At 64.1% G+C, this 12,999-nt stretch carries 19 protein-coding genes; 3 read left to right on the forward strand and 16 right to left on the reverse strand.

The genetic code is table 11. The annotated features are described in order from the left end of the window. The first annotated feature begins 1 nt into the window (after position 1). From DNA98_RS10955 to DNA98_RS10965, 3 genes are read left to right on the forward strand one after another with little or no spacing between them, the layout of a single operon-like run. Entirely contained in the window at positions 2–745 is a 744-nt protein-coding gene (locus tag DNA98_RS10955; protein ID WP_110530556.1) for a sulfite exporter TauE/SafE family protein, read from the forward strand. Then, positions 723–1,790 carry an N-acetyl-gamma-glutamyl-phosphate reductase gene (argC, locus tag DNA98_RS10960; protein WP_110530558.1) on the forward strand — a complete coding sequence of 356 codons (1,068 nt, stop codon included), beginning with the start codon at positions 723–725 and terminating at the stop codon, positions 1,788–1,790. Before DNA98_RS10955 ends, argC begins: the two co-directional genes overlap by 23 nt. Next, positions 1,787–2,596 carry a [LysW]-aminoadipate kinase gene (locus DNA98_RS10965; RefSeq protein WP_110530560.1) on the forward strand — a complete coding sequence of 270 codons (810 nt, stop codon included), beginning with the start codon at positions 1,787–1,789 and terminating at the stop codon, positions 2,594–2,596. Before argC ends, DNA98_RS10965 begins: the two co-directional genes overlap by 4 nt. On the opposite strand, the gene DNA98_RS10970 is transcribed toward DNA98_RS10965, so the two are convergent. From DNA98_RS10970 to DNA98_RS11045, 16 genes are all read right to left on the reverse strand, one after another. Further along, positions 2,593–2,982: a hypothetical protein gene (locus tag DNA98_RS10970; protein ID WP_110530562.1), complete on the reverse strand. Its 390-nt coding sequence runs from the start codon at positions 2,980–2,982 to the stop codon at positions 2,593–2,595. The two genes, DNA98_RS10965 and DNA98_RS10970, sit on opposite strands and share 4 nt — an antisense overlap. A 4-nt stretch (positions 2,983–2,986) precedes the next feature. Next, the gene (locus DNA98_RS10975) at positions 2,987–4,549 is read right to left on the reverse strand and encodes a 1,4-alpha-glucan branching protein domain-containing protein (protein ID WP_110530564.1); all 1,563 of its coding nucleotides are present in this window, start codon (positions 4,547–4,549) and stop codon (positions 2,987–2,989) included. A 141-nt stretch (positions 4,550–4,690) separates the two neighbouring features. Then, positions 4,691–5,845 (reverse strand): VLRF1 family aeRF1-type release factor, encoded by a 1,155-nt coding sequence (locus tag DNA98_RS10980; RefSeq protein ID WP_110530566.1) that lies wholly within the window; start codon positions 5,843–5,845, stop codon positions 4,691–4,693. 69 nt (positions 5,846–5,914) lie between these two features. After that, a complete protein-coding gene (locus DNA98_RS10985; RefSeq protein ID WP_110530568.1) occupies positions 5,915–6,331 on the reverse strand; it encodes an Hsp20/alpha crystallin family protein in 417 nt (138 codons plus the stop codon). A gap of 58 nt (positions 6,332–6,389) precedes the next feature. Then, positions 6,390–7,232 carry an ATP-dependent Clp protease proteolytic subunit gene (locus DNA98_RS10990; protein WP_110530580.1) on the reverse strand — a complete coding sequence of 281 codons (843 nt, stop codon included), beginning with the start codon at positions 7,230–7,232 and terminating at the stop codon, positions 6,390–6,392. A 9-nt stretch (positions 7,233–7,241) separates the two neighbouring features. Continuing rightward, the gene (locus tag DNA98_RS10995) at positions 7,242–7,616 is read right to left on the reverse strand and encodes a hypothetical protein (RefSeq protein WP_110530582.1); all 375 of its coding nucleotides are present in this window, start codon (positions 7,614–7,616) and stop codon (positions 7,242–7,244) included. A 14-nt stretch (positions 7,617–7,630) separates the two neighbouring features. Continuing rightward, a complete protein-coding gene (locus tag DNA98_RS11000) occupies positions 7,631–8,755 on the reverse strand; it encodes a cation:proton antiporter (RefSeq protein WP_110530698.1) in 1,125 nt (374 codons plus the stop codon). After that, positions 8,755–9,207, reverse strand: a complete 453-nt coding sequence (locus DNA98_RS11005; protein WP_110530584.1) for a cation:proton antiporter regulatory subunit — start codon at positions 9,205–9,207, stop codon at positions 8,755–8,757. Before DNA98_RS11005 ends, DNA98_RS11000 begins: the two co-directional genes overlap by 1 nt. Then, positions 9,197–9,631 carry a phosphate-starvation-inducible PsiE family protein gene (locus DNA98_RS11010; RefSeq protein ID WP_110530586.1) on the reverse strand — a complete coding sequence of 145 codons (435 nt, stop codon included), beginning with the start codon at positions 9,629–9,631 and terminating at the stop codon, positions 9,197–9,199. The genes DNA98_RS11005 and DNA98_RS11010 overlap by 11 nt, the downstream gene beginning before the upstream one ends. Before the next feature lie 17 nt (positions 9,632–9,648). Next, positions 9,649–10,062, reverse strand: coding sequence for an Hsp20/alpha crystallin family protein (locus DNA98_RS11015; RefSeq protein WP_110530588.1), 414 nt, complete (start codon positions 10,060–10,062; stop codon positions 9,649–9,651). Positions 10,063–10,081: 19 nt separating this feature from the next. After that, positions 10,082–10,507 carry a thioredoxin gene (gene trxA, locus DNA98_RS11020; protein ID WP_110530590.1) on the reverse strand — a complete coding sequence of 142 codons (426 nt, stop codon included), beginning with the start codon at positions 10,505–10,507 and terminating at the stop codon, positions 10,082–10,084. An 82-nt stretch (positions 10,508–10,589) separates the two neighbouring features. After that, positions 10,590–11,033 (reverse strand): ferritin-like domain-containing protein, encoded by a 444-nt coding sequence (locus DNA98_RS11025; RefSeq protein WP_110530591.1) that lies wholly within the window; start codon positions 11,031–11,033, stop codon positions 10,590–10,592. Positions 11,034–11,043: 10 nt separating this feature from the next. After that, positions 11,044–11,544: a DoxX family protein gene (locus DNA98_RS11030; protein ID WP_110530593.1), complete on the reverse strand. Its 501-nt coding sequence runs from the start codon at positions 11,542–11,544 to the stop codon at positions 11,044–11,046. A gap of 53 nt (positions 11,545–11,597) precedes the next feature. Next, positions 11,598–11,867 carry a glutaredoxin family protein gene (locus DNA98_RS11035; protein WP_027891122.1) on the reverse strand — a complete coding sequence of 90 codons (270 nt, stop codon included), beginning with the start codon at positions 11,865–11,867 and terminating at the stop codon, positions 11,598–11,600. Positions 11,868–11,870: 3 nt separating this feature from the next. Further along, on the reverse strand, positions 11,871–12,548 hold the full coding sequence (locus DNA98_RS11040; RefSeq protein ID WP_110530699.1) for a peroxiredoxin: 678 nt from the start codon (positions 12,546–12,548) through the stop codon (positions 11,871–11,873). A gap of 15 nt (positions 12,549–12,563) precedes the next feature. Then, complete coding sequence (locus DNA98_RS11045; protein ID WP_165363890.1) at positions 12,564–12,992, reverse strand: bacterioferritin; 429 nt, start codon at positions 12,990–12,992, stop codon at positions 12,564–12,566. Between the last annotated feature and the right edge of the window lie 7 nt (positions 12,993–12,999).

Raw genomic sequence — 12,999 nt, forward strand, 5'->3', positions numbered from 1 at the left:
TTTGGAGCCAGGGGCTGGGGTGCTGCTGTTCCTGGCCGGGGTAGCGGGCAGCGCAGTGAATGCGGTGGCCGGTGGCGGGACATTTTTCACCTTTCCAGCCCTGCTGGCCGTAGGGGTGCCCCCGGTGGCAGCCAACGCCTCCAATGCTGTAGCCCTGTGGCCCGGCTATATCCTCTCCGCTTTGGGCTTTGGCCGAGAGATCGCCAGCCTCAAAGACCGCCTGTTGCGCTCTTCTCTACTTGCACTGGCGGGAGGGCTGTTAGGGGCTTGGTTGTTGCTACACGTTGGGAACACAAGGTTTTTACAGCTGGTCCCTTTGCTGCTATTCTTCGCCACCCTGCTCTTCGCCTTAGGCCCCAAGATCACCGCCCAAGTAGGCCCGGCTGGCCCCCTCCTGGGAGGGGTAGCGGAGCTGGCCATCGCCACCTATGGAGGATTCTTCAATGCGGGGCTGGGCATCTTGCTCATGGCCGGCCTAGCCCTGACCGGGGTACAGCAGCTCCACCAACAAAACGGCCTCAAGAACCTGCTCTCCGCCGTGATCAACAGCGTGGCTGTGATATCTTTTCTCCTGGCCGGGGTGGTGCGCTGGCCCGAGACGCTAGCGGTCTTGGCCGGGGCGGTAATAGGGGGCTACGGAGGAGCAGTGCTAGCCCGGCGCATACCGGCGCGGTGGCTGCGGCAGGGGGTGGTGGGCCTAGGTTTTTTGCTGAGCCTGTACTATGCAGTACGGGTGTATCTCTAGGGGTACGTTTGTGAAGAAGACCGTTTCCATCGTCGGCGGCTCCGGCTACGCGGGGGGGGAGTTCTTGCGGTTGGCTTTGGGGCACCCTTACCTCGAGGTGAGGCAGGTCACCTCGCGGCGCTACCTGGGCGACCCGGTGAGCTTGGTCCACCCCAACCTGCGGGGCCGCACCAACCTCAAGTTCTCCGACCCTGCGGCGCTCGAGCCCTGCGACGTGCTGGTGCTCTCGATGCCCCACGGTGTCGCAGCTAAGGAGTTCGACAAGTATAAAGACAAGGCGCCCATCATTCTCGACCTCTCCGCCGACTTCCGGCTGAAGAACCTCGAGCTCTACCGGAAGTACTACGGCGAGGAGCACCCCCGCCCCGACCTCTTGGGGCATTGGGTCTACGGCAACCCCGAGCTGCACCGCGAGGCCCTTCGCCAGGCCAACTACATCGCCTGCTGCGGTTGCAACGCCACCGCGACCCTGCTAGCCCTCTACCCTCTCCTCAAGGCGGGGGTATTAGCGCCCAAACCGATCTTCGTCACCGTCATGATCTCCACCAGCGCCGCCGGGGCCGAGCCCAGCCTGGCCTCGCACCACCCCGAACGCGCGGGTTCCATCCGGGCCTACAAGCCCACCGGGCACCGCCACACCGCCGAGATCCTGGAGAACCTGCCCGGCAAGCCCGAGCTCTACCTTACCGCCGTCGCCACCGACCGGGTGCGCGGCATCCTGATGACCGCCCAGACCTTCCTGCAAGATGGCTGGAGCGAGCGCGACGTGTGGCAGGCTTACCGCAGCGTCTACGGCTCCGAGCCCTTCATCCGCATGGTCAAGGTGAGGAAGGGCGTCCACCGCTACCCCGACCCGAACGTGGTGGAAGGCACCAACTACTGCGACATCGGCTTTGAGCTCGAGGAGGACACCGGCCGCCTGGTGGTCATCAGCGCCATCGACAACCTGGTCAAGGGTACCGCCGGCCACGCCATCCAGTCGCTCAACGTGCGCATGGGCTGGGAGGAGACCGCGGGGCTGGAGTTCACGGGGTTGCATCCATGATCGTGGTCAAGGTTGGGGGTTCTGAAGGCATCAACTACGAAGCCGTAGCCAAAGATGCAGCGGCTTTGTGGAAGGAAGGTCGACGGCTCATCCTGGTGCACGGGGGCTCGAGCGAGACCAACAAAATCGCCCTTGCCCTGGGCCATCCACCGCAGTTTCTGACCCACCCGGGCGGGATGACCAGCCGCCTCACCGACCGGCGCACCCTGGAGATCTTCGAGATGGTCTACTGCGGCTTGGTCAACAAGCGCATGGTGGAGCTGCTGCAGAAGGAAGGGGTCAACGCCGTCGGGCTATCGGGCCTGGATGGGCGCATCTTCGAGGGAAAGCGCAAAGAGGCCGTCAAATACGTGGAGAACGGCAAGATCAAGCTTCACCGGGGCGATTACACCGGCTCGGTGGAGCGGGTGAACACTGGCCTACTCACGATGCTCTTAGAGGCTGGATACCTGCCGGTGCTGACCCCACCCGCCGTAAGCTACCAAGGCGAGGCCATCAACACCGACGGAGACACCGCGGCCTCGAGGCTGGCGGTCTCGCTGAAGGCCGAGGCGCTCTTGCTCTTATCGAACGTCCCCGGCCTGCTGGCCAACTTCCCCGACGAGTCGAGCCTCGTTCGGGAGATCCCGGCCAGCCGGGTGAACGACCCGGAGTACATGGCCATAGCCCAGGGCCGGATGAAGAAGAAGGTGCTGGGAGCGGTGGAGGCCGTGCAGGGCGGGGTGGGTCGGGTGATCTTCGGGGATGCCCGCGTCGAGGGGCCGATCCGCCGGGCGCTCGAGGGGGCCGGGACGGTGGTGCGCTAAGGTTGGCCTGGCCTGCGGGTGAACACCGCCAGCGAAACCAGGATCAGCCCGAAGATGAGCAGCGGAACCAGCGGGCGTAGGCCGGGGATGAAAGCGTAGATGAGCACCACCAAGGCGAAGGCGCCTGCCGTTCCCTGCACCATCTGGCGATCCAGAGGGGTAAGGGGCGGAGCTTTGTTGAGGAGCAACAACATCAGCAGCGAAAGGGCGCCCAGGCTCTCCACCAGCCCCCCCGAACGGCTCCCCAGAAACAGCCAGTCCCCTGCCCAGACAAACCCCACCAGCAAAAGCGGGACCCACCCGTAACGAGAACCGCGCAAACGCCAGGCCAGCAGGCAGGCCAAGGCCAACAGGAAGACGAGCATCCAGTAAATCGGGGTCGCCATGGGCTTAGGAGGAGGTCGCGCCGTTGAGATAGAGGGTGGGATCAGCCTCGGGGAAGGGGTTGTCCAGGGATTCGAGCTCGGCCAACCGGGACGGGTCTACCGCCTCGCCCTGTAGCATGGCCTCGAGCTCAGCAAAGCGCCTGGCGTGGCCCCGGTAGCGCTCCCGAGCATACTCGGCAGCTTGATGGGTCTCGATTAGAAAGGGCCAGTCCGAGGCCTCGAGCAGCAGCAACTCCCGCATCATCTGGCGCAGGACGCGCCGGGTGGGTCCGCTCTCCCGCCGGGTGTTCCTGGCTGCCTCCTTCATGCGGGTTTCGGCTTCGTAGACCTGTTGCCAGTAATCCTGGGTAGCGGGGTTCTGCCAGATCTGGTGCATCCCGCCGCGCCCCCAGGAGCCTTCAGGGAGGCTCACGCGGGTGGTGGGGCCCCGGGTAGCGCTGCGCGCGGTTTGCGCGGTGATCTTTCCGTGGCGGTGCAGCTCGCGGTAAACGGCCTCGAGCCAGATCGGCCCCTCATGCCACCAGTGGCCGAATAGCTCTGCGTCGTAAGCAGCGCAGATCACCCCCTCGGGGTGCTGCGCCGCCAACCGAAGAAGCAGCCCCACGAAATGCTGGGCGTGCTGCTGGGCCAAGCTGGCGGCGGCTTCGGGGTCGTAGGGTTCTTTGGCTCCCAGCTCGAGGCCACGGTCGGTGATCTTCCAGTGATGCAGGCCAGAGGTGGCGTCCTTGCGGTGGAACTCGCGGTAGTCGCCCGCCCCGGGATACCCCAAGTCGCTGCTCCAAACCTGGAGGGTGGTCTCGCGGTTCCGGGCCAGCAGGCGCAAGCCAGAGTTTAGCTCTAGCACGTGGTATAGCGCGTCACTGCTCTGCTTTGGCGTCGGGTCTGTTCCGGCATAGGGGGGCAGGGCCCCACCCCCCTCGATCAGGTGAGCGTCCACAAAGGTGTAGCGCAATCCGGCCTTCATCAGCAGCTCGTCGAGGCCGGCCCGGCCCTCTTTGCGGGGCCGATAAGCCATCTCCGGCAGCCAGAAACCGCTGGGTTCGCGGCGATAGTGGCGGCGATAGGCCTCGAGCCCGGTCTTGATCTGCGCCCACACTGCGGCATCGGAACCCAACAAGGGCAAGTAGGCGTGGGTGGCGGCGCTGGAGATGATCTCGATCTGCCCCCGCTCCTGGGCTTGGGCGAAAAAGCCCACCAGGTCTCCATGAAGGGCTTCGAACCGCACGAGCGCATCCCGCCAGCAGTCCAGCTGGTAGCGGGCGCTGGCGGCAAGCGGGGTCCCGGAGAAGCGCTCCACGTCTCCTTGGGCCCGCTCGAGGCGATCTTGGATATAAGCCCGGCAGCCCTCCTTGATCTTGGGGTCTACCAGCTGCTCGGTAAGGATAGGGGTGATGCCCAAGGTGAGGGGGGCCGGGATACCCTCGGCCTCGAGGCGCTGGAGCATTCGAGTGAGGGGCAGGTATACCTCGGCGATGGCTTCGTAGAGAGTTTCCTCGCCGAAAGGCCACATCCCATGCGCCCGCACATACGGCAGATGGGAGTGCAACACCAACACAAAACGGGTCATAGGGGGTCTCAGGGAAAGGCCGAGGATCCTAGCCCCTCAGCGGTGGTCATTGTACCCTAAGCGGCAAATTTAAAAAAACCCAGGCGCTTCCCCCACGGCGCAGCCTGGGGGCGCGTTGGGTGGTGCAGGCTCGTCTCCCCGCTACCAGCGAAGCAACCCGGCCAACCCGCCAAACTCCCGCAACAGGCGCTCTTCGGCCTGGCCGCGGACGAATTCGATCCGCGCCGCGTACGTCTGGGCTAGCCGAGGCAGGGCCTCCTTGAGCGCGACCTCCTCCACCCGCTCACCCGGACAGTAGGCCTGGGCCGCTTCACGGGTCGTACCCACCCTCCCAGAAGGGCAACAGAACACCCGGCCCTCGAGCTTCCAGGGAGCCACCAGCAGGTGGATTCGCCCTTCTTGCAACAGGCCGACGACTTGATCCACCCCGCTGACCCCGTTTTCCCGAATCTGCTCGAGCAGCTTAAGTTCGCGCTCGCGCTCGAGCGGGGGCAGTTCCCTTTCCACGATCTTGAGGATCTCCCCCGCGCTGACCCGGGAGTGGGGAGCCGAAGGCAAAATATAGGGCTTGGGGAAGTTTTCGGGCAGATGAGCGGCGAAGTTTTTGGTGTCGGGGTCGGGCCCCATCAACACCAGTTGCTCAATCCCCCGGGATTTCATCACCTCGGCCAGATGGTGCGCCATCTCCTTGTAAAAGCGCTCGGTCCACTCGCCCATGCGCTCGCTGAAGTGGTCCTTGCCGCTGCCGCCACTGGCCCGTCCCACGTGACCGGGAGCGCCGGGCCCGGCGCTACGCCCTCCGGCAGCCGTGGCGCCCTCCCCCAGATCGCGCCATTCCTCGGGGTTTACCGCCCGGAAAGCCCCCTCCAGCTCTTCGATTTCCCCCAACACCACTTCGAAAAGCCGCCACTTTTCTTGGTCTACCAAGACCACCGCACGGCGCTTGTGTTCGTCTAGGGCATAGAGCAAGGGGGTCAGGTAGGGCTGACCCCAGCGGGCTTCGATCCCGTCTGAGAGGGGCAAATCTACTTGCAGATCGTAGACCTCGAGCAAATTTTCTCCCGCGAAAATCACCCGAGTACGGGCTTGGGGGCGGTCTTCCTCGAGCCGCGCGAGCACTTTGTCGAAGATCTCCTTGGGCACTCCGAGGGCTTTCATCTGCTCCTTGGCCCTAGCCAGATAAGCCCGGCCCGCGTTTTCCTCCTGGGCAGGGTTGGTGGAGAGATACAGCGAAAGCACCGGTCCTGGATGCTGTACTAGATCCTGAATAGAACGTACCTGCGCTTGGGTGAGCACCTCTACCTCCTTGGGGAAAACAAAACCCCGGAGTTACCCGGGGCGGGTCAACGGGGGTCGAGCGCGAGGTTAGCCGTTGACCCGAACTTCGATCTTGCGGGGCTGAGCCGCTTCGGCCTTGGGGATGTCGAGGTAGAGCACCCCGTACTTGAAGTTGGCGCTCACCTTGGAGAGGTCGTAGGTGTTGGGGATGGTAAAGCTGCGGATGAAGGTACCGTAAGTGCCCTCGAGCCGGTACTGGGTGGCGTTCTCGGGCTTTTCAAAGGGGCGCTCGGCCTTGATGGTGAGGGTGTTGTTCTCGGCCTGTACGTCCACCTTCTGGGGGTCTACGCCCGGCAGGTAAACGGCGAAGTGCAGCCCCTGGGCGTCCTCGAGCACATCCACCAGCGGAGCGAAGGTGCGGTTGTCGTTGCGGGAAGCCCGCAAGCTACGGACTAGCTGCTCTTGAAGCTCTTCGATTTCGCGGAATGGGTCAAACCTTACCATACTTCCTCCTCAGGGAATATAATAAAACTTGAGCATCTTATTGTCAAGATACTTGCGGCTAATTACGGCCTTTAGTTGGGGGGCGTTCCCGTTCGTAGGGCAAGGGGACGTACTGCACGCTGGGTTTGCCGCCGCGGGGCTGGGGGTACATCTCCATCAGCTCATACACTTCCAGCGGCATCTCGGTGGAGACCTTGAGCCCCAGGGTGCGGGCCTCTTCCACGCTGATAGGGTAGTCATGGGTCCAGGTGCCCTGGGAGAGGAGGCCCGCCACCTCTTCGGCCCGCGCCTCCTCGAGGTGCTTCTTGAGGAGGTTCTTGACCGTGGTGTGCACCTGGATCAGCGCCTTGCGCGCCACGTCGGCCAGAATCAGGGTCTGATCGTCAATCTCGCTGATGGGTTTTTGTTCGAGTACCTTGATGACCGAAGCCGCCGGGTACTGCCCGAGCTGGGGGTCTACTGGCCCTAGCACCGCGTTTTCGTCCATCACGATCTCGTCGGCGGCCAAGGCGATAAGCGTACCGCCGGACATGGCGTAGTGAGGCACGAAGACCGTGACCTTGGCGGGGTGCTTCAAGAGGGCTTCGGCGATCTGCTCAGCGGCCAGCACCAGCCCGCCGGGGGTGTGCAGCACCAGGTCGATGGGCACGTCGTTATCGGTGAGGCGGATGGCCCGCAAGACCTGCTCGGAGTCGTCGATGTCGATATAGCGGGCGAAGGGAATGCCTAGAAAGGAGAACCCCTCCTGGCGGTGGATCAGGGTGATGACCCGGCTCTTGCGCTTGCGCTCGAGCTGGGTGATTTTGCGCGCGCGGCCCAGCAGAAGCATCTGCTGGTTGAAGTAGGGGGTGAGGGTGGAGAGGATGAAGAAGAGCCAAAAGAGCTGAAAAAAAATGTCCATACGACCTCCTTAGCGATAGAAGAACCAGCTTTCCCAGCTTGGAGCAGCGAGGTAGGGGCTCCAGGCCAGCGCCATCCCGGACAGACCCAACAGCCCGTTAACCGGCTGAATGAAGGCCCAGTAGCCCCCGCATATCCCAGAGATGGCCCCTGAGGCCCCTACCATGGGGGTGTGGGGGTCGGAGGCGAACATGCTGGTGAAAAGCCGGTACCCCTTGCCCAAAGGATCCGCCAGGAGCAAAGCCGGCACCAAGGCCAGGCGCTCGAGGCTAGCATCCAAACCCATAGCAAGCTGATAGGCAAACCCCAAGATGCACAAGGCGATGAGGGCTTTGGTCGCGAGGGCCGGGCCGTGGAAGTAGATAGCGTCACGCAGGGGAAGCATGGTCTCCTTGCCGTCTAAGCTCGCCGGGGAACCCTCCCTGCCGAGGAACGCGGCTTGCCGAACCAGTCTGGAGCATAGCGCATCAACACGCTGCCCAAGGGAATGGAAACCAGCACCAGCATAACCGCTACCTGGGCCGCGAGGGGATACCCCCCTTGCAGCGCCAGCGCCCCAAGAACCAGGTTGAACTCGCCCCTAGGGAGCAGATAAACCGCGGCGTAGCGCTGCCGCTTGGGGCCGAGTCCGGCCTCTTTGGCCCCCCACAGGTTGAGGGGAAGCTTTAACAGCAAGCCCGCAATGGCCAACCCTGCGGCCAGCCACCCTGCCCCTTGTAAGAGCCCCAGGGCCTGCGCCCCCACCGTGAGGAAAAACAGCGCCACCCCCAGATCCCGCACCGGGCCAAAGAGGTGTTCTAACCGCTCCCGCAAGCCCAGCCCAGCCGCCACCACCCCACACAAGAAAGCTCCCACGCTCTCCGAAGCTCCTATCAAGTGGAACAACGCCGCACTTCCGCTGACCAAAGCAGCCCCTGCGAGCAGTACCAACTCGTTGGAGAAGCGCTCCACCGCTTGGCTCAAGCGGGGGCCCATCCACCGGGCTATCAGCCAGTAGCAGAGGGCCAGACCCACCGTGGCTAGCAGTCCTATGCCCCCTTGCCCGCTCAAAAGCACCAGCAGGACGGCTATTAGTAAATCCTCAAAGACCAGTACTCCCAGCACCACCTCGCTTTCAGGGGAAGTAGCCCGACGCAGGTCCAGGATCAGCTTGACGATCACCGCGCTGGACGAAGCGTAAACGATGCCCCCCAACAGCCAGGCTCCCCGCCAGTCTAGCCCCGCCAATGCGCCCAGACCTGCCCCCAGCGGCAGCGCCAAAGCGTCCCAGCATCCCGCCCGCAGCACCCGCTGGGATAGCTGGCCCAGCCGGTCGGGGCCAAACTCCAGCCCCACCGAGAACAGCAACAACAGCAGCCCCAGCGAGGGCAAGGGTTCCAGGGCCTCTACATCGAGCCGTCCGCCCAGCACCAGGCCCACCAACAGGTAAGCGGGTAGGGGTGGGAAGCGCAACCGGTGGACCAAAGCAGCCCCCAAAGCCAGCAGGGCAGCCGCCAGGGCAAAAGCTTCAACCGAAGGGTGGATCAAGCGCGCACCTTTCGCACAAAACGCGCCACCGCTTCACGGGGACCTGCTACTACCAAGGTGTCGCCCGCGTGTAGCACGGTCTCGGGCGGGGGGTTGGGCAACAAGGCTTCTCCCTCGCGCAGCACCGCTAGCAAGTGGACCCCTGGGGTGGCGAGGTCGGCCGTACGCTTTCCCACGCTGGGCGCCCCAGGCTCTACCTTCACCCACTCCAGGGTTTCTTCCGAAAGCTCGGGGGCAAAGAGCATCCCAGCCAAGATAGCCCCCAACTCGCGGGCCTCCTCGTCGGTGAGCTCGAGGGTGGCGGCGGGCTCCTCGAGCTCTCCCTTTTCGTAGTACTGCACCTCTCGCCCGCCCGAGTGATGTACCACCACCACTATCCGATCCCCCGAGCGCACGCTGAGGGTGTACTTCCGGCCCACCCCGGGCAATACCGCTTCTTCAACGCGCATGCTTACTCCCCCCCGAGTACTGGGCGGCCAAGGTACGGGCGGCCACCAAAGCCAGCAGTCCGCCACTCCAAAACAGCACCTGGGTGCCCTGGATCTCTCCCCCGAACAAGCCTAGGAGCATTTCCCGCAGCACGAAGGCCACCCCTACCTCCAGCAGTACCTCCAGCCGAATGCGCTCGAACTCGAAGTATTCCACGAAAGCCCGTACCAACTCCAGCATCACTACTAGTGACAGGACGTTGGTAACCAGGTCTTTGAGCCCCAGGCGCACGCTGGGTTCGGAGACGGCTAGGCCGATCTCGAGCAAGGTCCGCCCCACCCCGATGAGCAGCCCCAGCAGCAAGGCCAGGATCGCCAGGTTGAAAATTAGCTGTACGGTAAGGCGAAACCCGCGGAGGATGGTCTGCTGAAGACTTTTGTGCATGATGGCCTGCTTTAGCTTCAGCCCTCAATGGCTATGGAGCGCCGCGCAGGGCTGGGGCTGGGGATACGGGGGATCTCCACCTCCAGCACTCCCCGCTTCAAGCGGGCTTGGATCCCCTCAGGCTGGGCATCGGCGGGCAGGGGAATGGAGCGGTAGATGCGGCCGTAGTAGATCTCCGAGAGGTGGCGTTTGCGCTGCTCCTCCTTGCGCTCCGCCTCGATGATGAGGAAGGGGCCTTCGAGGTACACCTGGACATCTTTTTTGTCCAATCCGGGCAGCTCAGTGCGCAGTACGTAGCGTCCTTCTTCCTCTACCAGCTCGCTGCTGGGCTCGAAATCTGCCCCCTCAAAGGCTTTTTCCAACGCCTCCTCCAGGGCTTGGCGGAACTTGTTGCGCCCGAAGCGGGCAAAAGGCCAGATTTTCTCTAGCATGGTTCTTCACCTCCCAAGCTCAGTTCTGCTTCAGGTGCGGCCAAAGGCGCTCCAGGAGCGCCGCCTTGGGTACGGCCCCCACGATGCGTTCGGCGGGTTGGCCGTTTTGGAAGAGGATCAGGGTGGGGATGCTACGCACTTGATAAGCGCTGGCCGGGATGGGGTGCCGATCTACGTTGAGCTTGACCACCTTGAGCCGCCCGGCCTGCTCCCGGGCGATCTCCTCCAGGACCGGGGCCACCATCCGGCAGGGACCACACCACTCCGCCCAGAAATCCACCAGCACCGGTACGCTGGCTTGGAGTTCGGGGGTAAGGCCACCCTCGCCCACCTCTACCAGCCAGGGTAGGGGCTGCTTGCACGCCCCGCAGACCGGCACCTGGCCGGCGGGTGGGGTACCCAGGCGGTTCTTGGCCCCACACGCGGGGCACACCGCCACGTTCATAACGCCCCTCCGGCCCTAGCCCAACCCGAAAGAAGCTGCTGCGGATCTTTGCCAAAACCAACCATTTCTTCCAACCTCCTGTTCAAGCCCCCAGGCCATAAGGGTCCACCCGGGTGAGCACCTGGCGCAGCTCTTCCACGTTCTGCTGCTCCTCTTGGGCGATGCGGTGAAAGAGGGCCTCGAGCTCTTCATCGGGAAGGGTGTTTTCCAAATAGGCTACCTTGTCGGCTTTCTCCGACTCGTAGGCGGCCAGCAGCTCATGCCAGGTGGCCTGGCCGGGGATGGTGGGCGAAGGAGGCGGCGTACCCCCCAGGGCGCGGATTTTTTCCTCTAGCCACTGGGCATGTTGCCGTTCTCGCTCCGCGATGCGCTGGAGGGTCTGGCGCAGGTGGGGGTAAGGCAGGCCCTCGGCAGCCTGCTCGGCCAGAATTGCGTCGCTGGCCTCGTCGCGGTAGCGTTCGGCTAGCACTTGCAAAAGCTGCTGCCGTGCTTGAGCCCTGAGGCTGCCCCAAAGCGGCTTCCACATCCCTACCCCCTCAGGCGGCAGGTTGGGCTGAGCGCCGGCTCGAGGCCAAGAGCGCCATAACCCACCCCGCTAGCACCAGCAGCACACCCCAGCGGGCTACCTCCGGCGGTAGGGCCGTCCCCCATAGGGCATCCAGGGAGTAGGCTCCGGGTCCAGCCAAGCCTACGGCAGCAGCTACCGCCAAGTTGGTGAGGGGAAGTTCGAAGCCGCCTTGCGTCACCCACAGCTTGGGCCAGTGCACCTTGAAGATGGCGGTGAGCATGGCCGCCGTGATCAGCAGTGGGCCAGCCGGGCTAAACAGCCCCAGCGCCAGCAAGAGCCCACCGAAAAACTCACACCCCCCCGCCAGCAGCGCCCAAAGCCGCCCGGGGCGGAAACCCAGCGACTCGAGCCAGCCCGCGGTGCGGGCTAACCCATGCCCACCAAACCAGCCAAAGAGCTTTTGCGCCCCATGACCCGCCAATAGTAAGCCCGTTACCAAACGGAGAACCAAGAGAGCCAGATCGGTCATCTTCCATCACCTCCGTTGCAGAACGTGCGTAAGGGAGTTGCCGGAAGAGCGCTTTATAGGAGGCCGCGGCGCATCAGCGAACGCTCTAGCTCCGCCAGGCTGGGTTCTACCAGCACCTCCCCGCCTACGTAGACGGTGGGGTGGCTGGCGTAGCCGCCCGTCCACCAACGCAGCTGGGCCACCGCCTCCGGGTGCTCTTCGAGGTCCACGAAGCGGTAGGGGATGCCCAGGCGCTCGAGGTAACGCCGCACCAGCTGGGATTGGGCACACCAGCGGGTGCCGTAGACCACCACCGGCGCTAGGGTCGGGGTGCGGTAGAGCATCGCTTACCTCCGGAGCGCGTCCAAAGCCGCGAAGAGTTCCTCGATGGGGGGAACATGGTGGAGGTAGGGCGAGACGTGGGCATAGCGAATCACCCCTGAGCCGTCCACCACGTACAAAGCCCGCTCGCTGAAGCCGTCGTTTTCCCGGAAGACCTGGTAACGACGGGCCACTTCTCCCTTGGGGTGGAAGTCCGAGAGCAGGGGGAAAGCGATCCGCCGCAGCGCCGCCCAAGCCCCGTGGGAGTAGATCGAGTCCACCGAGATGCCCAGGATTTGGGCTCCGCGCCGCTCGAATTCGGCCAATTCGCTTTGGTAGAGGTCGAGCTGCTGGCTACAGCCGGGGCTCCAGTCGAGCGGGTAGAAGACCAGCACCACCGGCCTACCCCGGAAGTCCGAAAGCCGGATATGCTCGCCTTGCGCGTTGGGCAAGGAGAAATCTGGAGCCGGGCCGCCCACCGGTAGGCCCGGGTTGACGGCTGCGGCCTCCATCTTAGGGGCGCTCTTATAGAGGTTGCGCAGCCACTCCAGCCCCCCTTCGCTTAGGGAGGCCTGGCCTTGCTGCCGCCACGCTTCCTGGGTCATGGCGAACAACACGGATAGCGCTTCCCGCTCGGGCCCCTGGGGCAGCTGGGGCTCGAGCGCCATGAACCGCTGTGCGAGTTCGGCGAACCTCTGGCTCATGATCACCTCCCAGCATCACCCTTGCCATTTCCCACGCAATAGCTTTTCGGTCTCCTCCTTATGCCGGGTTTCTTCCGAGATGATCTCCTGAAGGTCGTTGGAGAGGCCGAAGTCTCCCAGCGATTCGGCTTCTCTCATGCGCTGGACGTAGCGAGCGATGGTCTGCGCCTCGGCCTCCCGCACCGCCTCCAGCATCTCTCGCGCGCTCTTGGCGGCAGGCACGGGGGCGGGGAGGGTGGTGGGCTCCCCGCCCAAGGCCGCGATTTTGTCGGCCAAGAGCTGGGCATGGCGCAGCTCGTCTTGGATCTCGGTCAGGAAAAACTCCTTCAGCTCCTGGCGGTGAATGCCAGCCACCGAGGCGGCATAGGTGGTGTACTGAATGATGGCGGCGTACTCATGCGAGAGGTCTTGGTTGAGGCCTTGGAGAAGGGTTTCCCTGTCCATACGCACC

This window comes from Meiothermus sp. Pnk-1 (assembly GCF_003226535.1).
In the GTDB taxonomy this organism is placed as follows: domain Bacteria; phylum Deinococcota; class Deinococci; order Deinococcales; family Thermaceae; genus Allomeiothermus.